The sequence below is a fragment of the Latilactobacillus parafuchuensis genome (genome assembly GCF_055271665.1).
The window spans coordinates 749,702-771,850 of record NZ_CM143875.1 but is presented as its reverse complement, the minus strand read 5'-3'; the positions used below and the strand labels follow the sequence as shown (position 1 = coordinate 771,850).

Sequence of the window (22,149 nt, the reverse complement as noted above, 5' to 3'; positions counted from 1 at the left end):
AAAAATAACCGACGCCAACTCATTTTTTGAGTGGGGTGTCGGTTATTTAGATTGGCGTTGTAAGGCCGCCGTTTTAAGTTGTTCGACCGGAATCGGCACAATATCCGCTTTGGCTAAAATCGCCAAGGTTTCACTTAATAGCACATCTAGGCGTTGTTGTTCGGGCGCTTCGAGTTTATCCAGTAACCCGTTTAGATGTTGGGCGACTTTTAAAACTTGCGCTTGGGCCATGGCGTTACCGGCCGGGTTGGCGTAGACGTTGACCAATCGCCGATTATTAGTATTATGCCGGCGTTCAACGAGATCTAGCTTTTCTAAGACAAGGACATTGCGCGAGAGTTGTGATTTGGCAATCCCTAATTGGTCGGCTAAGTCGGACATTGCAATCCCGGGATGACACGCGACGGTACAGACGATTAAAGAGTTTAAGGGTGATAAATCGGACGATTCCGTATTAATAAACCGGAAGATATTCTGGGTTAATGTTGAAAATAAGGTGGCGAGCACTTTAATGTTAGCGGGGAGTGCATCAATGTTGGGTGGAAAACTAGGTTCAGCCATAACGTTGCTCCTTTATTGTTGCGAATAATATCAGTATAAAGGTATAATTAATTAAAATCAATGATTGACAATTGTTAAATGTTTATTATAATTGGAAATAACTTAAGTGAAGGATGTGAACGGGTTGCTTGAATTACAGCATTTAAAGAAATATTATACCGTTGGCGAAACAACAACCAAGGCATTGGACGACGTTTCAGTCGCGTTTAGAAAACAAGAATTTGTGGCCGTTTTAGGACCCTCTGGTTCGGGTAAAACGACGATGTTAAATATGATTGGTGGCCTGGATCGTTACGATTCTGGGAACCTGATTATTGAAGGTAAATCAACTGATACATTTAAGGATTCCGATTGGGATGCTTACCGGAATAACTCGGTCGGTTTTATTTTCCAATCATATAACATTATTGGCCATCTATCGATTATTGATAACGTGGAAATGGGGATGACCCTTTCCGGTGTCGATGCGGCTGAAAAGAAAAAGCGCGCAGAAGACGCCTTAGTTCGGGTTGGTTTGAAGTTACACATGCACAAACAACCCAACCAATTATCCGGTGGTCAAATGCAACGGGTCGCCATTGCGCGGGCGATTGCCAATGATCCTGAAATTCTATTAGCCGATGAACCTACCGGCGCTTTGGATTCTGAAACATCCGAAGAAATCATGCAACTGATCAAAGAGTTATCTGAAGAACGATTAGTGGTCATGGTCACCCATAATCCAACCTTGGCGCGTCAATATGCCGACCGGATTATTGAATTTGCGGATGGCAAGATTCAAACCGATTCGAATCCGTATGAAGATCACGATACGGCCAATAATTTTGAATTGAAACACACAAAGATGAGTTATTTAACGGCTTTGAAATTGTCGTTTAAGAATATCATGACTAAGAAAGGCCGGACATTCTTGACCGTCTTTGCCTCTTCAATTGGGATCATTAGTATCGCGATTGTCTTAGCACTTTCGAATGGTTTCCAGAAACAAATTGATCAAACGCAACAAGATACGATGGCTTCGATGCCGGTTTCAATTGGGGCAGTCGCTTCTGATGTTTCCGGCACCCAATCCGTGATGAGCGGCCAGAGCAAGGGCTTTGCGAAAGGCAAATACGTCAAGGCTGATTTAAGTCAGTCTGAAAAGACGCAACACATCAACAAGTTGACGACTAAATACGTTGATTACGTTCAAAAGATGCCGAAGAAAGACGCTAAAAATATTGCGATTTCTTACAGTACTGGGATGAATTTAATCCGTAAAGTCGACGGCAAGTGGCAAACGGTGAAGTTTAGCAATTCCGATGCCGGAGCCTCAACGATTGATGCCTCAGCGATGATGGCGAGCATGACCGGTGTGGGTGGTTCCGTTTATCCAATCGATCGTAACGGTGGCCAAAGTTTCTTGAAATCGAACTATAAAGTGTTAGCGGGTCGTTACCCAACGAAGAAAACGGATGTTATTTTAGTCGTTGATCGCCAAAATAACATTACGTTATCAGCGTTGAAGAACCTAGGGATTGACGCTAAACGTAATCAGAAAATTGATTACAATAAGTTGATTGGCACGTCAATCAAACTGGTTAACAATGATAGTTTCTACCAAAAATTACCAACTGGCAACTACTTACCCAACCAAGATTACGCGTCAATGGCGACTGCTAGCAGTACCAAAGAGTTAAACGTTGTCGGTATTTTACGGGTTAAATCGAAAAATAGTGACGGTTTATTGGCGAGTGGTGTCGTTTATAGCGATCAATTAACCAAAGAAGTTTATAACGCGAATAAGAATTCAGCAATTGTCCAAGCCCAAACTGCCAGCACAACTAACGTGATGACGGGTGCGGCAATGGATGCTACGACTAAAACACAAATGTTAACCGTATTAGGTGGCAAACAAACGCCATCTAGTATCCAAATTTACCCAACCAATTTCAAGAAGAAAGATCAAGTGTTGGATTATTTAGACAAATATAATACGGGTAAAAAGAAAGCCGACCAGATTATCTACACGGATATGGCTGGCCAAGTTTCGAAATTAACCGGGGGCATGATGGACGCAATTACTTACGTCTTAGTCGCTTTTGCCGGCATTTCATTAGTGACATCGATGATTATGATCGCGATTATCACTTACACGTCAGTCCTCGAACGGACCAAAGAAATTGGGGTCTTGAAAGCCTTAGGTGCTCGTAAGAAAGATATCACCCGTGTCTTTGATGCGGAAACCGCCATCTTAGGGATGGGTTCCGGCATTTTCGGCGTTGTGGTTGCGTGGTTATGCACGTTCCCAATCAACGTCATCCTAGAGAATTTAACCGGCTTGACCAACGTCTCGCAGTTAAATCCAGTCCACGGCATTGTCTTAGTGATTGTCAGCACAGTCTTAACGATCCTAGGCGGCCACGTACCAGCTAGAATGGCAGCGAAAAAAGACGCAGCAATCGCATTAAGATCGGAATAAGAGCAGAGCGTGAGTTCTCACGGGAGTTTCTGAGCATTAGCCTAGTCTGGCGAATAAAGTCCGGGTTTTGGACTTTGTTTGACAGACGTCGCTAAGCACAGGAAACTGTGAGAACGAACGCGTTTCAGAGCAGAGCGTGACTTGAGCGATTAAACCTTGAGCATAGCCTAGAAACGACCCTGATGGTTTGTATTTTAACCAGCAGGGTCGTTTTGTAGCTAGGCGGAAAGGTTTGCTCAAGAAGCGCGTTTCAAATAAGAGTGTGACTGAGCTGTTCAGTTTCTGAGTATAGCCTAGAGTAGCGGATTATGACTGGTTCTTTAGTCATGATTTGCTACTCGTAGCTAGACGGAAGAAGCTGGCTCAGGAACGCGTTTAGAGCGCTAACTTGGTTGCGGGTAGCAACTGAGCATTAACAAAAATCACCAGTTATCTTGAACTTAAGATAATTGGTGATTTTAGGTTAAGCGGAAGTTGTTGCAAACAAAAGCGCGTTTCAGATAGAGCGCTGATTCGAGTTGGTTAAGCTTTGAGGATTAACCTAATAACGGGAATTATGGGCTATTTTTATTACATCGTCGTTGCTTGTTTCAAATAGCGTTGGGTCAGATAATCGGTAATATTCGACCGGGTGATAATCCCAACGATTTTATGATTTTCGACAACTGGCACTTTTTTAATCGGTTTAGCACTTAACAACTGACAAACACTTTCGAAAGAAGCGGTGGGGTCAACTGTAATGAGCTGACGGGTACTAACTTCTAGAACACTTAACGACGTTAGATTCGCCAATTTTTGATCAAAATCAACATCGGTTTCTAAAAGGGCCGTTAATAAGGCGGTGCCATCGAGTGCAGCAGCTGGATAATCGGCGGTGCGGAGATAACGTAAAATATCGCCATCACTGATAAAGCCAACTGGTTGCCCATTTTGATTAACAATTGGGGCGCCACTAATGTGTTTTTGTGAGAAATAAAGTAACGCTTCTTGGACGTTAGCGGTAGCTGGTAAGGTGTAAACGTCGTGCTCCATATGCGTTTTGATGATATTGTCAGGTGTGGCCTGGCTGGTCAATTGATTTTTCAATTTAAGGTAATAACGATCGACGTAAACCGCGTAGATGACGCCGCCGATGACAAAGGCTAAGGCCGTTAATGCAAAACCGTTAGCAATCCCAATCGAGGTTTGCAGACTGCCCATTAAAAATGAGCCAATCCCAATACCGATATCATAAGAAAGCATGTAAGTAGCATTGGCAACGCCACGTTTGGGCGCAGGGGTGGTGCCAGTCACAAAGGATTGGAAGAGTGGTTGGAGAATACCGTAACCTAAACCGAATAGGAAACCGGCGATTAACAGATGCAGACTGGTTGTTAAGAAGGCGTAGCTGGCCATCGTGACCATTAAAAGGACTAAGCTGAGGTATACGAGAACCCGGTGACGACCGTTATCGATCATTTTTTGGGTTGAGAATTTTGATAATAACATGCCGAGCACTAAACAAATGTAGAAATACGGAATGGTTGCTGTTAAATGCAAGTCTTGGGCGAGTAAGGATGAATAAGCAATCACGGCGCCAAATGGAATCATGAGGAACATCATGTTGAACATGAAAGGTAAGGCTGGTTTGTAAATTGTATCTCTAAAAGCAAACTTTTTGCGAGTGACCTTTGGATATTGAATATGGCTGGCACAAACACAGATGAAGGCCACGACGGTCATTGCAAAGATAATTAAGAATGCAGTTGGACTGTTGACGTAGTTTTGAACTTGAATCCCGATATAGGGGCCAAAAGCCATCCCAATCGAAATCGTTAAGGCAAAGCGACTGATGCCGGCGGTTACGTTAGCACGTGGCAAAACATCGCCGGCCAGCGTCATAGTGGCCGAACCACAGACGGAATAGACAATCCCCATGTATAAACGGATTAAAACGAGTGCGCCAAAAGTGGGGAAGAGAATGAAACTTGGGAAAGCGAGACAGAATAGTCCGAGAAATAATAAATAGACGTGGTAGCGATTGAAGTTATCCAATAGATAACCGGCAATCGGCCGAAAAATAATGGTCGCAAGCGACATCGCCGTTAGAACAATCCCGACTTTCATCCCAGTAATGCCGTGTTCTTGGCAGTAAATCGGAATAATCGGAATTGAGGCGTAAAAGGCGGCCATCATCAATAAGTTGGTGATGAATAGTAAAATAAACTGTTTGTTCCAAATTTTAGTGGTTTGTTCCATAAGTGTTTAACTTCCCGTTCTTTAAAATTAAAAAAGGTGGCAATTGCCACTATATTAATTTAGCACACTCATTTTTGGACGTCAACAACTAGTTGCAAATGCCACTATATTTAGTTAGAATAACGGTAACAGATGAGGAGGCCAACTGACATGCCTGATATTATGGATAGCGGCTTTAAAGCCATTTCAATTTTGTATCGCAAATCGCATATTTGGTTAAATGAAGGCTGTGCGCAATATTCTTTGACCGCCGCCCAAGCGCTAGTGATTTCGATTGTTTGTGATTTTGGCGTATTGACCCAAGATGGAATCACCAAACGACTCGGCTTAGACAAAAGTGTCGTCGCCAAAACAGTTTTGAAATTAGAAGAAACGGGTTATTTGATTCGAACGAAAAATACGAAAGACAAACGAACTTACGACATTCAACCGACTGACAAAGCATGGGCAGTTTATCCATCCGTCAAAAAGGAAGTCGATATCTGTTTCCAACGCATGACCGAAACGATGACGACTAAAGAACAAACGGATTTTAAAAGATTGTTGTTAATGGCGGCGAAAAGTACAATTTGATCAGAGCGTGACTTGAGCGATTAAACCTTGAGCATAGCCTAAAAACGGTCCAGATGGTTTGTATTTTAACCATCAGGGTCGTTTTGTAGCTAGGCGGAAAGGTTTGCTCAAGGAACGCGTTTCAAAGCAGAGCGCTGACTCAAGTTGGTCAGGCTTTGAGGATTAACCTAATAACGGGAATTATGGGTGATTTACCCATGGTTTCCGTTATGTCGTTAACCGGAAAAGACTACTTGAGAAGCGCGTTTAGAACATTAACTAATCATTTTAAACTAAAAAAGCAGTGCGTGATTACCGATTATTCGGTGATCACGCACTGCTTTTTGGTTAATAAGCCTGGACAAATAAACTAATCGCTAGGCCAATTGCGGCAATCCCGATGCCGATTTTAGTCCAGCGTTCGGGGAGTAAGCGGACAATTGAAGGGCCGATTAAACCACCCAATAAAAAGCCAATCCCTAACGGCCAAACGAGTGACCACTGAATCGTGGTTTGTAAGGCGTAGATTAAGGTTGCGATACAATTAGCCAGGCCCATAATCAGATTTTTGGTGGCGTTGTATTCAGTGAAGCGCGCTTGGCTAATGATGGAGAGTAAAGACAACATTAAAACGCCAGAAGCAGCGCCGAAATAGCCACTATAAATTCCAACGAAGAAGACGCCGAACCAAGCGAGAACAACTTGCCACTGAGCCGGTTGTTTGACTTGTAGATGGCGCGGAATCAAGATCAATAGGCCGGCCGATAAAATAAAGAAAGGCACTACTTTTTGGAAAGTCGCCGCGGGAATTTTAAAGAGCAATAAGGCGCCGACGACGCAACCAATCAAGGTTAGTTGCAGGAGTGTCAGCAGCTCTTTGCGCTGGTGTTTCAATTCTTTACGCGAAGCGATAGTGGCCCCAACGCCGGTGAAAATTAAGCCGGCTGTATTGGTCACGTTGGCGGTGACGGGTGGTAATCCAAGCGCCAATAAGGCGGGATACGAAACCAATGAGGCTAATCCGCCAACCGTGCTGACGATGCCCGCCGCAATACCAATCAGAATTAAGATGGAACTCATTTGGAAGGTCGCCATTTTAAAGGAACTCTTTTCTATGAATGAATGGATGTTTTAGTTTGTTGAAAATAGGGCTTGACCAAGCGATGGTATAGATAAGCGCCACCGAAGAAATAGCTAGTGGCTAGCAAACTGGTCAGGGGCAGTGTGTGGAACATCGTGGTTGGTAAGATGATCGCTAATAATGGGAAAGCATAGGCCGCCGGGATTTTGACCCGTAATAACAAAAGTAAGAGCGCCACTAGCGGGAGTGCGATTAAAGTCACCAGCAAACGCGAATCGATTAAGCTGTAAGCCACGACGCCAATCGTCGCTGCCCCGGTGAGGGCGATCACTTGTTTGACGGCCATTTTACCAGAATACATTGGTTTTTGTAACACTTCGAAAAAGACGACAAAAACCGGCGGAATCGCCGCCATTTGAGGTTTACCAGCTAAGGTGACTAGGCCGACCCAAATCACCGCTAAACCTAAAAAGACGAGCATCGCGCGGTAATTAATCGGTAGTGGATCGGCTGTACGAGTCGCGAGTTGCCGGAATTGAACGGCCAACATTAAGATTAATGTAAAAACTAAAATCGCGATAATAAATGAATAGTGCCGCGCATTGACGATAATCGGTAGCAACCCAGTCGCAAACGCTGGCGCTAATGTGGAACGCATGAGACTTAGAAAGCCAACCATCAAACCGAGTAACAATAGGATTTTTTCGGGATAAGTCCACGGTAATAAGTTAATCCCAAAACCGACAATCGCGGTGGTTGACGGGATGATAAATATTTTACTGGGATTGGCGACCCAATTCGGTTCGTGATAAAGCCATAAACCGGCCGTTAAAGCAGCGATTTCCGGTAAAATAATTTCGACATCGTCTAACCAAGTGGCGATGGCGACCATACTGATAATGAAGATAAAGCCAGTCAGATATTCCAGCCATTTTAAATGAATTGATTTCAAGATTCTTAAAACTCCTTACTAAAAATAATCGTACAAACTAGCATAACATATTCTTTAAAGGAAGACAGGTTTGGTGAAAATTAAGTTAGCCTAAAAATATTGTTATCGATACTAAAATCATGTATGATAAAGGTAAGAAGTTAGGTTTACCTAAAAATGGATGGAGGCTCTTTATGCTAACAATTAAGAACCTCACCGTTGCTTACGATGACACACCAGTCTTCACTGATGTTGCCGTTCAATTTGAAGCAGGCAAAATAACTGGAATCATTGGACCAAACGGTGCGGGTAAATCAACCCTAATCAAAGCGATACTGGGGTTGATTAAAACACAACAAGGCCAAGTGACTTACAATCAGCGCCCCTTAAAAGAGGTTCGCAAAAACGTGGCGTACGTTGAACAACGCAAAGATTTAGATTTGAACTTTCCCATCAACGTTTTGGATGTCGTGTTGACCGGGACGTATGGCCAACTAGGCTTATTGAGAAATCCTGGTAAAGTTGAAAAAGCGGCTAGTTTAGCGGCTTTAGACCAAGTCGCATTGACGGCGTTTGCGAAACGGCAAATCGGCCAGTTGTCGGGCGGGCAACTCCAACGCGTTTTCGTGGCGCGGGCGATTGTCCAAGAAGCCGATATTATTATCTTAGACGAACCATTTGTTGGGATTGATTTACAGAGTGAAACGGCGATTATGACCATCATGAAAGCTTGGCGCGATGCCGGTAAAACGATTATTGTCGTTCACCATGATTTAAATAAAGTGACCCAGTATTTCGATGACTTAGTGATTATGAATCACGGGATTGTCGCTTATGGGCCGGTTGAATCGGTTTATCATGCTGATAATATGGCACAGGCTTTCAGTGAGGATCTATCAGCAATCTTGTTTGAAACAGATCAGGAGGTGGCTAAATGACCTCAATTCATGATTTTATTAGCGCTTTAGGCCAATATGATTTTCTCCAAAGTGCCTTGTTAACGGCGATTATGGTCGGGGTGATGTCGGGGATTGTCGGCTGTTTCATTATTTTACGCGGGATGTCGTTAATGGGCGATGCGATTTCACACGCGGTATTACCAGGGGTCGCCGTGGCCTACATGCTCGGGATTAACGTCTTATTCGGGGCTTCGGTTTTCGGGATTCTAGCCGCCGTTTTAATCGGCTTTGTCGCGGCCAACAGTAAAGTTAAAACCGATACGTCGATTGGGATTGTCTTCAGTGCTTTTTACGCGCTGGGTTTTATCCTGATTTCGATGGCCGAAAGTGCGACGAACTTACACCATATCTTATTCGGGAATATTTTGGCGGTCAGCGATAGTGATATCATGACGACCGCGGTGGTTTTAGGCTTAGTAATCTTATTCGTTTCGATTTTCTACAAGGAATTATTGATTACGTCGTTCGATGAAACTTACGCGAAAACTTACGGTTTAAAAACGCAATTGCTGCATTACGGGTTGATGTTAGTGTTAACGTTAGTCACGGTTTCGGCATTGCAAACGGTCGGGATTATCTTAGTCGTTGCAATGTTAATTACCCCGGCGGCGACCGCCTTTTTATGGACGGAGCGCCTCGCAACAATGCTCTTTTTATCCGCCGGAATCGGTGTGATTTCAGCCACGACCGGTTTATATTTCAGTTATACTTTGAATTGGGCATCGGGCCCGGCGATTGTGCTGATGGCGGCTGTTCTATTCGCTATTTCTTTCTTAGTCGCCCCCAAACAAGGTTTCCTCAAATGGCGACCAAGTGCAAAGGAGCCAACTAAATGAAACGAATTTTAATCACCTTCGTCGGTGTCATCGCGATGGTCAGCGGCGTTTATTGCTGGCTGAATCAGCGCAATACGGTACCGAGTGCGCCGACCACCCAAAAATTACAAGTCGTCACAACCAATTCGATTTTGGAAGATTTGGTCCGCCAAGTCGGGCAGGATCGAATTGAACTCTATAGTATTGTTAAACGCGGGACTGATCCGCACGAATATGAACCGCAACCGAGTGATATTACGCAAGCCACGGATGCCGATGTGATTTTTCATAATGGCTTAAATCTGGAAACGGGTGGTAATGGCTGGTTTAAAAAACTCGTTGAAACTTCACATAAAAAGTTTGACGAAGACGTTTTTGCGGCCAGCGATGGTATCAAGGTCCAGCATTTAACGACCAACGTTAAAGAACAAGATCCGCACGCTTGGTTGGATTTAGCAAACGGCATTATTTACGTTCAAAATATCACCAAGGTTTTGAAGGATAAAGATCCGAAGAATGCGGCCTTCTATCAACAAAATGCGGATCGATATATTGCTAAATTGCAAAAACTGCACACCACGGCGCAATCGAAATTTTTGGCGATTCCAGAGCAACAACGATTATTAGTGACTTCGGAAGGGGCCTTTAAATATTTCGGTCAAGCCTATCACGTGCAACCGGCGTATATTTGGGAGATTAATACCGAATCGCAAGGGACCCCAGAACAGATGAAGGCTGTCTTAGCCAAGATTAGAGCGGCCAAGGTTCATAGCCTGTTTGTTGAAACCTCCGTCTCACCGAAATCGATGGATAAGGTTGCCAAAGAAACGGGGATTCCAGTGTTTGCTAAATTGTTCACCGATTCCTTAGCGAAAAAAGGGACAACCGGCGACACCTATTACACGATGATGAAATGGAACATCGACCAGATTTATGCGGGATTAGTAACACAAAAATAGCAATCAAAAAAACGAGCTGCAAATTTGCAGCTCGTTTTTTTGATGGTTAATAGGTTTTTAAAATTTGTTTGAATAATTCAAGGGAGGGCTTTTTTAATAATTTCTGTTGAGCTGGTTTATCGTCTAGAAATTCAAGTAAGAAATCGTAAATAGATTCTGTATCCGCATAGTCTTCTTTAGTAATTGAAAAAAGGCAGATGAAATTAACTTTTAGATTGTTGCCCCAGTCGATACCATCTGGAGCAACTGCAATTGATAAGGCTGATTTCTTTGAAATCAAGGACATTGGGTGAGGAATAGCAAGCACATCATTGATACAAGTACTGCCAATGGCTTCTCGTTCAATAACACTATCAATAAAATCTTTATCGACAACGTTAAATTTCTCGAGATTGGCTGACATCATTTTCAATAGGTCATCTTTAGTAGTATTTTTATCGACAGTATAAAAGTATTGTGGGCTAAATAAATCAATCGTTGAATTCTTGTTAGTTAATTGGGTTAGTAATTTTCCGATTTGTTCTATATCACGATCAATATTATTAACGTCTAAGAAAAAAGAGGTGTAACCGGTTTCAGAAGTGGGGATGGTTGAGATGACGATATCACTTTCAGGAACTTTCTCATTAAGTAATTCGATATAGGAATAAGTACCAATGATCGTGACCATATTAGGATATTTTTTCTTCAATTTTATTTCAATAATTTTACTAATTGTTTTACCACTTGCACAAACAATTGAAATCCGCACGCTTGAAAAATGTTGTTTTTCATTGCGTTCAATAGCGCCGGCAAGATGCAGCGCAATATAACCTACTTCGTCAGCCGAAAAGTTTATCTTATATTTTTGGGTGATTTTTTTCAATTGGGTTAAACTTAAATCATAGGGTAATGGAAATGCCTTTTTGATGGTGTCTAATAAGGGATTCAATCGAGTAGCATCATATAGATCCATATTGATAAAGCCTTTAATATGCGCCGTTAGATCGCGTTTTAATACTTCGTCAGTCGTCCAGTCGTAACTTGTTGAGTATTTAATGTTATTTAATAAATCCTCGACTATTTCTGAAGAAGTAGCAGTCAGATAGGTGATATTGTTTTCATCAAGAACTAATCTTGGAAAATTGATGCCGATATTATAATAGAAATAGTTCTTTTCGAATTGATTAAAATGGATCAGATACTCGGATTCTAACACCTCAATAAAAATAGAAATCGGTTTGAGCACACTATCTTTAAGTTTAGGTACTTTAAGTGGTATGGGATTAAGATAGTGGTTATCTCTCATACGAATAATGGATAACGCCAAAGAAGAGAGAATATTTTTATGATAAAAATCGGATTCCAATAAATCTAAACTCTGTAAGTAAGTTAGTTCTAATTGCTGGAGTTTTTCAAGATCGATTGACTTAAACAGGTGATATTCGATTGAAGAGAAATCAATAATATAGTTTTGTAAATCGACTCGAATCAGTAATTCAATGATTGCTTTTCTAATATTAAATTCTGATCCAAGTAATTCAAAGCCAATATTTGGATGATTAACGATTTTGAGATTAAAAGCCGCTAGTCCTTGTTTAATTTGTTTTAAATATGAATAAAAGGTGTTTTTACTGATGTATAAGTTATCTAATAAGTAGTCGAGAGATAACGGTGTATTACTTGTTAATAGCAAATAGAGCAGATACTGCTGTCGTTCTTCAGTCGTTGTTAATTGGGTAGGATTATCAAAGTTATTGGCGGACCACCATTTCATAAATAGATGAGTTTCAGTTAATTCTAATTGGTAGCCTTGACCTCTATGTAGTTTGATTTTTGCCTGATGTAATGGAATCGTATCATTAATGGTAGCTATATCATTCCTAACAGTTCGACCAGAAACATTCAGTTGTTCTGTCAAATGCTGTAATGAAATTGGATGCTGTTTATTAATGAGTAATATATCTACTAAATCATCTAATCTCTGGTAGGCGAGCTTCGTCATTGAAAAGTCTCCTTTCGATAAAGTTCTATCTTTAATTCTACCACGGTGAATTGATTGAAAAAGTAACGACAATTTCCAACTCCAATGGAAACGTTTTATAAAACTACCATCACAAACGAATCCTGACTAAATGGAAAATGTAAGGGTTTTCTAACATGCTAAAAATAGTTATGATTTATATGTATTAAGGAGGAACGATGATGAATTTTACGAGAGAGAATATTCTTCTAAATCAGAGGGCAGATTCTAAAGAAGCGTTATTACGGATTATTGCAAAGTATGCTAAGCAAAAAAATATAGTGAAAAGTGAGGAGGCGTGTTATACAGCATTTATTGAACGTGAAGGTGAGTCTTCGACGGGACTTCAAGATGGTTTTGCAATTCCACATGCGAAGGCAGAAACAGTCAAGAACGCCACTGTTATTTTTGTAAAGAACGATAAAAAAATCGAATGGGAAACATTTGATAACCAGAGTGTCCAGTACGTTTTTGCATTGCTCGTGCCAAAAGCAGAACAAGGAACGATACATATCCAAATGTTAAGTGCATTAGCGACAGCATTAATGGAGGAAAGTTTCAAAGAAGCAATTATTAAAAGCGACGATGTTTCTGAGTTAGTTCAAATCATTAATAAAGAAATGACGGGAGGAAATACACTATGAAAATTGTCGGAATATCAGCGTGTCCAGCTGGGCTTGCACACACACCAATGGCCGCTAAAGCGTTAGAAAAAGCGGGGGTTAAGTTAGGGTACGACGTTAAAATTGAACAACAAGGTTCATTAGGTCAGGTTAATAAAATATCACAACAAGAAGCTAAAGAAGCTGATTTTTTACTTCTAGCAACGGATCAAAAAGTAGTTGGATTAGAGCGCTTTGAAGGGAAACCACAAATACGGGTTAATATCAGCACCTGTATTAAGGCGCCTGAAGCGGTTTTGAAAAAGTGTGTTCAAGCGATAGAGCAAAGACAATAAGGAATCGGGAGGATAAAACATGAAAAAGGGACTATCACAAATGAAGGGGCACTTGATGAGCGGTATTAGTTTTGTACTACCTCTGATTATTGGTGCTTCACTAGTTGTTGCTATACCGAAGATGATCGCTTTAGGGATGGGGTTAACAAGTTTAGACCCCTATGCTAAAACTGAAGGTTTTAAACATGCACTTTATTTAATTGAACAAGTTGGTTGGACAGGGATTGGCTTAATTAATACGGTATTAGCAGGGTTTATCGCGTACTCGATTGGGGATAAAGCTGCTTTAGGAGCAGGGTTCATCGGTGGTGCCGTGGCGACAAGTACTAATGCCGGATTTTTAGGGGCCTTGATTGCTGGGTTCTTAGCGGGCTATACCGTTAAATATGCAAAAGATCATATTCGTTTATCCGAAAAGTTTTCTGGTGTGATGCCATTAGTTATTTTGCCATTATTAGCAACGCTGATAGTCGCGATAGTCATGGGCGCGATATTATCGGGGCCACTATCCTGGATTAATACAGGACTAGTTGGTTGGATTAGACATATGATTGCCAACAACGTTAATCAAGTTTTATTGGCAATTATTATGGGTGCCATGATTGGGACCGATTTAGGTGGACCAGTGAATAAGGCTGCTTGGATGGCGGGCAATGTACTGTTGACAGAAAATATTTACTTACCTGCTATTATTGTGAATGCAGCAATCTGTGCGGTTCCGTTAGGATATGCATTTGCAACGTTATTCCATAAGAAACGTTTCAATAGTGAATTATTGGATGCTGGTCGGAATAATTTTATCATGGGATTTATTGGGATTACGGAAGGTGCAATTCCGTTTACGCTGGTTAGTCCACTAAAATTAGCGCCAGTCAATATGATGGGTGGTGCAATTGCATCTGGTCTTGGGATTGCTTTAGGGATGCATGCTAAAATGCCACCAGTTGGCGGAATCTATGGATTTTTCACAGTCGGTAGTGGTTGGGCATACTTAGTCGGGATGTTTGCAGGCGCTGCGTTTATCGGATTTGTTGCACCACTAGTAGCTGATTTTAGTAAGCAGGATTCAGAAGAAGAAAATATTAGTGTCGATGATATCGAAATTGATATTGAAAACTAAAAATAAATAAAAAAGCGCAAGGTATTGTGCTTTTTTATTTTAGATACCAAAGATTGGAGTAATTAAAAATGAAAAAACAAGTGCATGTTGTTCCCCATACACACTGGGATCGAGAATGGTATTTTACAACAAGTCGTTCAAAAATTTATTTAATGCATAATTTTGAAAAGGTATTGGACTTACTAGAAACCAAAAAAGGGTATGATCATTTTATTTTAGATGGTCAAGCTTCGTTATTGGATGACTATTTAAAATGGCGACCACAAGATAAATCGCGGATTACAGAATTGGTTAAGTCTGGCGCATTAATAATTGGTCCTTGGTATACGCAGACAGATCAAATGGTTATTTCTGGAGAAAGTATTGTTCGCAATATGTTGTACGGGATGAATCTCTGTGATCAGTTTGGGCGGTATATGAACGTTGGCTATGTACCGGATTCGTTTGGACAAGCTGCCAGCATGCCACAAATTTATCAAGAATTTGGCATTGAGGATACAATGTTTTGGCGTGGTGTTAGCGATGATGACACGCATAAAACGGAATATGTTTGGGAAGGAGAAGATGGTTCAACGGTGACTGTTTTTCAGATTCCAAGTGGATATTACATTGGTGGTGCAATTCCAGAAAAGCAAAGTGAGCTAGCAAAATTTCTGAAAGAAGAACCTTTTAAAACAACTTGGGGCCGGAGTTCAACAAATCAAGTCTATTTCCCAAATGGATTTGATCAAGCACCAGCGAGAGAAAATTTACCAGCATTAATGGCCGAAATGAATGAATTATACGCTGGTGAATTTGAATTGCATATTTCAACGATTGAGAATTATATAAAAGCAGTGAAAGATTGCCATCCAGAATTGGAAAAGATGAGTGGCGAATTATTAAATGGAAAATTAATGCGAATTCATAAAAGTATTTTTTCTTCTAGACCTGATTTAAAACAAATGAACACACAAGTTCAAAATTATTTAGTCAATGTAATGGAACCTATGTTAAGTCTAGCAACATCGTTTGGGTTTGAATATCCAGTAGAAACGGTTAGAGACATTTGGAAATTAATGTTTGAAAATGCGGCCCACGATTCGATTGGTTCTTGCGTATCGGATACCACTAATGAAGATGTTTATATGCGGTATAAACAAGCGCGTGATATCTCAAGTAATTTAGTTGAATTAACCTTGCGAGAAATCTCGATGGGGATTAATAATACAAATGCCCAGGCCATTAAGTTAACTATTTTTAATCCATTAGCGACATCACAATCAGGGGTTATACAAGCTGAATGTTATGTCCCACAAAAAGAATTCAGAATATTGGATGAAGAAGGAAATGCAATTGCGTATACTTTGTTAGAAGCGATTGATCAAACTGATTATGTATTAAATCAGGGCAATATTCTGGATCCAAGTAAGGCAATTTATAAACCACAGAAAGTTTATAAAGTAAAAATAGCAATGCAAATCAATGACATACCAAGTGTTGGATACTATCAGTATTCAATTGATTTAACTGGCAATACAAGTTCCGAATTAATTGAGAATACAAATCGAATACTCGAAAATAAATTTTTGAAGATTACGATTAATCCGAATGGTTCTTTAACTATTTTAGATAAAAAAACAAATACCGAGTACTTGAATCAAGCTATCTTAGAAGAAAATGGGGATGATGGCGATTCATTTAACTATTCACCACCAGAAAAGGATTTAGTGATAAAATCGACTGAGTTTGAGCCAGAAATTCATTTAGTTAAATCGGATATTATCGAAATTGCAGAGCTGAACTATATCATGATAGTACCTAAAGATTTAAGTGAACGGTCGCAAGGAATCAAATCAACTAAATTCCCCGTTAAATTGATTTTTAAATTATCAAAAGATAGTTCAATTATTGATTTTGATTTATCAGTTGATAATCGGCTAGTTGATAGTCATCGACTTTGTGTTACTTTTGATTCGAAAATTGCATCAAGTTTTTCAACAGCAGATCAACAGTTTGGTGTTATTCAAAGACCGGTTACCCGTGAAAATGAGCTGGCATTATGGCAAAGTAATCAAGCTGATTGGAATGAAAAACCTATTTCAATTGAAACTTGTCAAAGTTTCGTAACATTGAATAATGAGCAAAGAGGTATTGCGGTATTTCCAAAAGGTGTTCGCGAATACGAAATTGTTGGTAGTGACTTTGACCGAATTCGTTTAACCATGCTTAGAACATATGGGTTTATGGGGAAAGAAAATTTAGTTTATCGACCAGGCCGTGCCTCGGGCGAATCAGTTGTTGAGACGCCTAATGCACAATGTCATAAACAAATGACTTTTTCCTTTGCCACTTATTACTACCAAGGCAATATGAATACTGCAGAGGTAGCTAATACGGCTAAACGAGTTAATACCCCAATTCAAGTAAATGAATACGCAGATTTTCTAAATTCAAGATTAATTTTTACACAAAGTGATGTTGAACAGAACTTACCTGTTAGTGCTAGTTTGTTTAGGACACGGGGGCAGTTAACGTTGAGCGTTGTTAAAAAGGCGGAGAAACGACCAGGAATAATCATTCGATTATTTAATGGGCACCTGCACGAAACATTGAGTGATAAAGTTAAGTTTGAACAATCAATCAAAAAAGCAGAATTAGTGAATTTAAAAGAAGACACAAAGATTGCTTTACCAATTAAAGATAACGAAGTGATAATAGAATCGGTTGGACATGCTAAATTCATTACGGTATATGTTGAGTTTGAATAAGAATGGACAGAAAAAACCGAGCTGAAATTTTCAGCTCGGTTTTTTGGTTAATCCTCAGTTGCTGATCGCAACTCACAGCTTCTTGTGCTTAGCTACGTCAGGCAAACAAAGGCAAAGCCGCCTTTATTCAACCGACTAGGCTAATGCTCAGAAGCAACCCGTGAGTTCAGCACTCTAATCGTTTAGGTTATAGCGTAGTTTCATGTGTTCTGAACCTGAAATGACCATGTCGCCTAATAATTTTGTTTGGCGCGTTAATGATTCGGTGGCTAATTTAGCGTTGGCGGCTTCTAGGAAGCTCGTTGCATCGGCTTTATGATCGGCGAAAGCTTGATCAGTTGCGTTTTGGATTTCGTGATAAGCACCCATTGCTTCTAATTCGAAGGTGTTGCGCATATCCACGTAGAAATCGTAATTTGTATCGCCAAGTAAGGCGGTTGTGCAGCTCAACCAGTACATATTGTTAAGGTCAAAAGTCCCAGTCGCATCTTTATAAGAGCCAGGGGTGTCGTTGACGTTGGCGTAGAATGGGACGACCGTGTTGAACGTATTGGCCCCATAAGCTAACCAGTGAATGGCTGCAATTTCAGCGGGGACGTTGTTACGGACTTGAAGAATATGCACGTTGTGGTTCCGGTTAATCCCGATTGGGCGGAAGAGCGTTTTAACGTCTTCAGGGGCGCTACCATAAGGATCGTATTCAGTATTTTCAAAATGAGAACTTAAAACGAATTTCACGTCTTCAATTGAAATTTTACGATTGGCGTGACAGATGAATGGTAAATCGTGGTCGCGTGGATCTTGTTTGATTTCAGGATTGAAATATTGTTGACCGTACCAAGTCCGCGGGTTGTTATAAACGGTATCTTTGATTGAAGCACTACCAAAGATGTGACGTAAATTATAACCGTTGAAGTCTGGATTTAAGTCGTTATCGTCAATCAATGCTTTTAAGTCGGCTGAGCAAAGTGTATCAGCTGAATTAAAGTCAAAATGGTCGATGTTCATGCGGTTAGGAGCAACCACGTAAGCATCATCGGGAATCCGAACGGCCGCCCAGTGATGACCACCAATGGTTTCTAACCACCAAACACTATCTTGGTCAGAAAAAGCAATCCCGTTTGGTTCGTAAGTGCCGAATTCTTCGAGTAGGGCGCCTAAACGTTCGACACCTTCTTGGGCACTATGGATGTATGGTAACACCAAAGTCACGATATCTTCTTCGCCAATTCCGCCGGCAACAAAAGGATCGATTCCTTGGATACGGGGATTAGTCGTGATGGTTTCAGTCGCAGACATCGTGATGTTTTCGCTATTAATCCCAGCAGCTGGCCAAATCCCGTTGGTCAAAAGTGAGTTAGGCATTGACGTGTAGCGCATTGGATTGTTAGGTAATTTAATTTGAACGCCACTAATAACGGCTTGGTAGTCGCGTGGTTGATCTTCAGGGTTAACAACAACAAAACGTTGAGGATCTAGAGCTTCATGACCGTCATCATTTCTAGAAATCATTGTTGAACCATCAATTGACGCTTTTTTGCCGACTAAAACTGTCGTACAGGAACCTTTGATTGGTTTTTTCATTGTTAGAACACTCCTTATCGATTTGATACTAGTAGTATAACGCTTTTAGACGCTAATAAGCTCATTTTGATTCGATTTCATATGAGTAAATTGGTAAATGATAAAAAGTTTGATGGTATACTAATTTTAAAAGTATCGGAGGGATTTAAATGGCAGAATTAGCAGATTGTTTATTAGTCATCGACATGCAAAATGGAGTTTGTCAGGGTGCGGGTCCGATTGATCATCTCGATGGATTGGTGACCCAAATCCATCAACGGTTAACTGATTATCGCAAGGCTAATCGGCTGATTATTTTTATTCAGCATAATGATGAAGAATTGATTGCCGAAACAATGCCTTGGCAAATTATTCCAACCTTAGAAATAGCGGCAACGGACATCACCGTTCAGAAGACACACGCGGATTCTTTCTTTAAAACGACTTTAAAAACGATTTTGGATCAGAAACAAGTGACTTCGTTAGAAATTTGTGGGGCGCAAACTGAGTATTGTATCGACACTACCGTTAAAGTCGCTCATCATTTGGGATACCAGTTGCAAATGCAAACTAAAATGACGACGACCTTTGATAATCAGTATTTATCGGCAGCTGCAACGATTCAATTTTATGAAGGTATTTGGCAGAACCGCTTCTTAACGTTGATTTCATGATGTCCAAAATCAGGTATAATAAGGATCAGGATTATAGAGGAAGCAGGTAGTCAGATGACCACTTTTTATTTCGTACGACATGGTGAAACGTTGACTAATCGTGCGCAGTGTTTTAATGGTGGCGGGGTCGATACCGCATTGACAGCAGCCGGTGAAGCTGCCGCTGTTCGCTTGGGAAATTACTTAGCGCAACAAGCATTTGATGCGATAATCAGTTCGCCACTGCAACGGGCGCAAACGACAGCTGAATTATTGTTGCAACCGACAAAAATCGTGCAACCGGCACTTCAGATTGATGACCGCTTAAAGGAAATGGCGTTAGGCGATTGGGAAGGGCAGCCAGTTGCGGAACAGCAAAATCATCCGGAATTTGACCATTATTTCCACCACCCCGATTTATTCGACGCAGCTGCGATTCATGCGGAAACGTATCAATCAGTGCTCGCGCGTAGCCAAGCGGTGATCGCCGATTATGAACAAGCGTATCCTGATGGACAAGTTTTAATCGTGGCTCACGGGATTGTATTATTATTTTTAATGAACACTTTATTAGGCGTGCCATTTGCCGAAATTCGCAATCAAAAAATGGTCGCGAATGCAAGTTTGTCAATCCTAGCCGGGCAATCAGGCCATTATCAAAAGCAATTATGGAATCAAACGATGACGGAGGACTAGAACGTGATTGAGACGACGACTGAGCGGTTAAGTTTCCGCGAATTAACGCAAGCCGATTTACCAGCATTAAAATTGATTTTACAAGATGAAGCAACGATGTTTGCTTACGAACACGCCTTTTCAGATGAAGAAGCCCAAGCTTGGTTGGAGAAGCAACTGGGGAACTATGCCCAATTCGGGTATGGTTTATGGGCCGTCATCTTAAAAGAGAGTGGCGAATTAATCGGTCAATGTGGGCTGACCCCGCAACAAGTTCGTGACCAGACCGTATTAGAAATCGGCTATTTATTCCGCCGTGATTGTTGGCATCAAGGTTATGCCACTGAAGCCGCGCGGGTGGTTAAGCAGTATGCGTTCGATCAATTGAAGGCTTCAGGCGTTTATTCGATTATTCGCGATAATAATTTGGCGTCGATGAACGTAGCGATTCGTAACGGGATGCAAGTTCGTGATCGGATTGAGAAACACTACTATGGTATGACGATGCCGCACTATGTTTTTGGCGTGGTCAATCCAACGGTTAAGGAGTCATAGATGTCGATTGTCATTATTATTTTAATCGTTTTATTGGGCGCTTTGACCCGGACGGTATTTGGGTTCGGCGAAGCGTTGGTGACGATGCCGTTATTGGCGTTAGTTGCGTTTGATTTACATTCGGCGACCGCGTTAATTGGGGCGCTCGGATTAATCGTGGCGATTCCCGCGGCGATTCGGTACCGAACCAAAATTGATTTAGCGGTGGTTCGTCGGTTGGTGCTGGGGTCATTATTAGGCGTACCTGTGGGGATTGCGGTTATGAAGTGGGTGCCGACCAAAATTGTCTTAGGGGCCTTAGCGCTCTTTTTAATCAGTTATGGCACGTATAATCTTATTCGGAAAAGTACTTCGCAGGCCCGTTTAGTCAGTCCAAAATGGGATTATCTAGCGGGGCTGATTTCGGGAATTATGGGCAGTGCCTACAATAGCCACGGTGTACCGGTCGTGATTTATGGCACACTTAAAAAATGGTCGGTCGATGAATTACGCGGAATTTTACAAGCCCACTTTGTTTGTGTCGGCACGATTGTGGTGGCGAGTCATATCCTCGCCGGTTTTTGGACGGTGCAAGTGCTTCAATTATTGGCGCTTAGTTTACCGCTATTATTGATCGTGATTCCAATCGGCAACTGGATTAGCGCTAAGATTGCGCCGGCCACGATGGTTAAATACATTTACGGGCTGTTAATTATCTTTGGTGGCTTGCTACTGATTAAAGTGATTCGTTAAAAAAACGCCATATCCAGTTATTGGGATACGGCGTTTTTACTAGCTATTTGGTGGCTAGTAGTTGATGCTGATTAATCCGGTGCATCAATTCGGTGAAACGTTGGAGTTCTTCCGGCGAATAATCGGCCGCGATGCTCTCGAGGTCGGTCGCCAATTGTTGATCTAACTGGGTGTGGAGTTCAGCGATTTTTTGGCCAATTTCGGTTAGATGGACAAGTAGTTCTTTATCATTATCGATGTTGCGGTATTTGGCGACGATTCCGTCTTTCTCTAGGCGCGAAATCGTCCGCGAAATCGTGGCTTGTGATGCGTTGACGGCGGTGGGCAGTGTTTTGATATAACAGATTGCTTCTTGGTCAATCTGACTGATGATTTTAATATCGCGGGTCGAAAGGCGCGTCAGCAATTGACGGAGCTTGGAATCGGTGACCTGGGCTTGCACCCACTGTTTTTCTTGGTCGTTGCGCCGGTCAGCGCTGATAAATTGATTTAATGTTTGAATCAGATCGTTGATGAGTGACAAATGATTACCTCTTTTTTTATTCATGAGAATTAATATTGACAATTTGTTGATTAAGCTTATA

At 41.3% G+C, this 22,149-nt stretch carries 20 protein-coding genes; 13 read left to right on the top strand and 7 right to left on the bottom strand.

All coding sequences use genetic code 11. The features are described from left to right. Positions 1 to 42: 42 nt before the first annotated feature. Positions 43 to 561, bottom strand: a complete 519-nt coding sequence (locus ACVPPQ_RS04035; RefSeq protein WP_463495869.1) for a MarR family winged helix-turn-helix transcriptional regulator — start codon at positions 559 to 561, stop codon at positions 43 to 45. Between the two features lie 124 nt (positions 562 to 685). Between ACVPPQ_RS04035 and ACVPPQ_RS04030 the strand changes: the two genes are divergently transcribed. Further along, positions 686 to 3,022 carry an ABC transporter ATP-binding protein/permease gene (locus tag ACVPPQ_RS04030; protein WP_463495867.1) on the top strand — a complete coding sequence of 779 codons (2,337 nt, stop codon included), beginning with the start codon at positions 686 to 688 and terminating at the stop codon, positions 3,020 to 3,022. 570 nt (positions 3,023 to 3,592) lie between these two features. Here ACVPPQ_RS04030 and ACVPPQ_RS04025 read toward each other — a convergent pair. Beyond that, the gene (locus tag ACVPPQ_RS04025; RefSeq protein WP_463495865.1) at positions 3,593 to 5,260 is read right to left on the bottom strand and encodes an MFS transporter; all 1,668 of its coding nucleotides are present in this window, start codon (positions 5,258 to 5,260) and stop codon (positions 3,593 to 3,595) included. A gap of 150 nt (positions 5,261 to 5,410) precedes the next feature. Between ACVPPQ_RS04025 and ACVPPQ_RS04020 the strand changes: the two genes are divergently transcribed. Continuing rightward, positions 5,411 to 5,833, top strand: a complete 423-nt coding sequence (locus ACVPPQ_RS04020; RefSeq protein ID WP_254680400.1) for a MarR family winged helix-turn-helix transcriptional regulator — start codon at positions 5,411 to 5,413, stop codon at positions 5,831 to 5,833. Positions 5,834 to 6,160: 327 nt separating this feature from the next. On the opposite strand, the gene ACVPPQ_RS04015 is transcribed toward ACVPPQ_RS04020, so the two are convergent. Together ACVPPQ_RS04015 and ACVPPQ_RS04010 are read right to left on the bottom strand one after the other, a co-directional pair. After that, a complete protein-coding gene (locus ACVPPQ_RS04015) occupies positions 6,161 to 6,907 on the bottom strand; it encodes a sulfite exporter TauE/SafE family protein (RefSeq protein ID WP_463495863.1) in 747 nt (248 codons plus the stop codon). A 17-nt stretch (positions 6,908 to 6,924) separates the two neighbouring features. Further along, positions 6,925 to 7,845 (bottom strand): hypothetical protein, encoded by a 921-nt coding sequence (locus tag ACVPPQ_RS04010; RefSeq protein ID WP_463495862.1) that lies wholly within the window; start codon positions 7,843 to 7,845, stop codon positions 6,925 to 6,927. A 173-nt stretch (positions 7,846 to 8,018) separates the two neighbouring features. Here ACVPPQ_RS04010 and ACVPPQ_RS04005 point away from each other — a divergent pair, with 173 nt between their 5' ends. From ACVPPQ_RS04005 to ACVPPQ_RS03995, 3 genes are read left to right on the top strand one after another with little or no spacing between them, the layout of a single operon-like run. Then, entirely contained in the window at positions 8,019 to 8,762 is a 744-nt protein-coding gene (locus ACVPPQ_RS04005) for a metal ABC transporter ATP-binding protein (RefSeq protein WP_463495860.1), read from the top strand. Then, positions 8,759 to 9,619 (top strand): metal ABC transporter permease, encoded by an 861-nt coding sequence (locus ACVPPQ_RS04000; RefSeq protein ID WP_106483503.1) that lies wholly within the window; start codon positions 8,759 to 8,761, stop codon positions 9,617 to 9,619. The genes ACVPPQ_RS04005 and ACVPPQ_RS04000 overlap by 4 nt, the downstream gene beginning before the upstream one ends. Next, positions 9,616 to 10,557, top strand: a complete 942-nt coding sequence (locus tag ACVPPQ_RS03995; RefSeq protein WP_463495858.1) for a metal ABC transporter substrate-binding protein — start codon at positions 9,616 to 9,618, stop codon at positions 10,555 to 10,557. Before ACVPPQ_RS04000 ends, ACVPPQ_RS03995 begins: the two co-directional genes overlap by 4 nt. 46 nt (positions 10,558 to 10,603) lie before the next feature. Here the strand turns inward: ACVPPQ_RS03995 and ACVPPQ_RS03990 are convergent, their stop codons facing one another. Beyond that, complete coding sequence (locus tag ACVPPQ_RS03990; protein ID WP_463495856.1) at positions 10,604 to 12,541, bottom strand: BglG family transcription antiterminator; 1,938 nt, start codon at positions 12,539 to 12,541, stop codon at positions 10,604 to 10,606. Positions 12,542 to 12,741: 200 nt separating this feature from the next. On the opposite strand from ACVPPQ_RS03990, the gene ACVPPQ_RS03985 reads away from it, so the two are divergent. The 4 genes from ACVPPQ_RS03985 to mngB all read left to right on the top strand — a co-directional run bounded on the left by ACVPPQ_RS03985 (position 12,742) and on the right by mngB (position 17,387). Next, the gene (locus ACVPPQ_RS03985) at positions 12,742 to 13,203 is read left to right on the top strand and encodes a PTS sugar transporter subunit IIA (RefSeq protein WP_463495855.1); all 462 of its coding nucleotides are present in this window, start codon (positions 12,742 to 12,744) and stop codon (positions 13,201 to 13,203) included. Next, positions 13,200 to 13,517: a PTS fructose transporter subunit IIB gene (locus ACVPPQ_RS03980; protein WP_463495853.1), complete on the top strand. Its 318-nt coding sequence runs from the start codon at positions 13,200 to 13,202 to the stop codon at positions 13,515 to 13,517. The genes ACVPPQ_RS03985 and ACVPPQ_RS03980 overlap by 4 nt, the downstream gene beginning before the upstream one ends. 19 nt (positions 13,518 to 13,536) lie before the next feature. Beyond that, complete coding sequence (locus tag ACVPPQ_RS03975; RefSeq protein ID WP_463495852.1) at positions 13,537 to 14,637, top strand: PTS fructose transporter subunit IIC; 1,101 nt, start codon at positions 13,537 to 13,539, stop codon at positions 14,635 to 14,637. A gap of 68 nt (positions 14,638 to 14,705) precedes the next feature. After that, complete coding sequence (gene mngB / locus ACVPPQ_RS03970) at positions 14,706 to 17,387, top strand: mannosylglycerate hydrolase (RefSeq protein WP_463495850.1); 2,682 nt, start codon at positions 14,706 to 14,708, stop codon at positions 17,385 to 17,387. Positions 17,388 to 17,561: 174 nt separating this feature from the next. Here mngB and ACVPPQ_RS03965 read toward each other — a convergent pair whose 3' ends face one another. Then, complete coding sequence (locus tag ACVPPQ_RS03965) at positions 17,562 to 18,971, bottom strand: C69 family dipeptidase (RefSeq protein ID WP_463495848.1); 1,410 nt, start codon at positions 18,969 to 18,971, stop codon at positions 17,562 to 17,564. Between the two features lie 149 nt (positions 18,972 to 19,120). Between ACVPPQ_RS03965 and ACVPPQ_RS03960 the strand changes: the two genes are divergently transcribed. The 4 genes from ACVPPQ_RS03960 to ACVPPQ_RS03945 are packed head-to-tail and all read left to right on the top strand — an operon-like array spanning position 19,121 to position 21,565. Next, entirely contained in the window at positions 19,121 to 19,624 is a 504-nt protein-coding gene (locus ACVPPQ_RS03960) for a cysteine hydrolase family protein (protein WP_463495847.1), read from the top strand. Between the two features lie 54 nt (positions 19,625 to 19,678). After that, on the top strand, positions 19,679 to 20,299 hold the full coding sequence (locus ACVPPQ_RS03955; RefSeq protein ID WP_463495845.1) for a histidine phosphatase family protein: 621 nt from the start codon (positions 19,679 to 19,681) through the stop codon (positions 20,297 to 20,299). 3 nt (positions 20,300 to 20,302) lie between these two features. Further along, positions 20,303 to 20,833 (top strand): GNAT family N-acetyltransferase, encoded by a 531-nt coding sequence (locus ACVPPQ_RS03950; RefSeq protein WP_463495843.1) that lies wholly within the window; start codon positions 20,303 to 20,305, stop codon positions 20,831 to 20,833. Next, positions 20,834 to 21,565, top strand: coding sequence for a sulfite exporter TauE/SafE family protein (locus ACVPPQ_RS03945; protein ID WP_463495842.1), 732 nt, complete (start codon positions 20,834 to 20,836; stop codon positions 21,563 to 21,565). 43 nt (positions 21,566 to 21,608) lie between these two features. Here the strand turns inward: ACVPPQ_RS03945 and ACVPPQ_RS03940 are convergent, their stop codons facing one another. Continuing rightward, positions 21,609 to 22,112, bottom strand: a complete 504-nt coding sequence (locus ACVPPQ_RS03940; RefSeq protein ID WP_463495840.1) for a MarR family transcriptional regulator — start codon at positions 22,110 to 22,112, stop codon at positions 21,609 to 21,611. Positions 22,113 to 22,149: the final 37 nt, after the last annotated feature.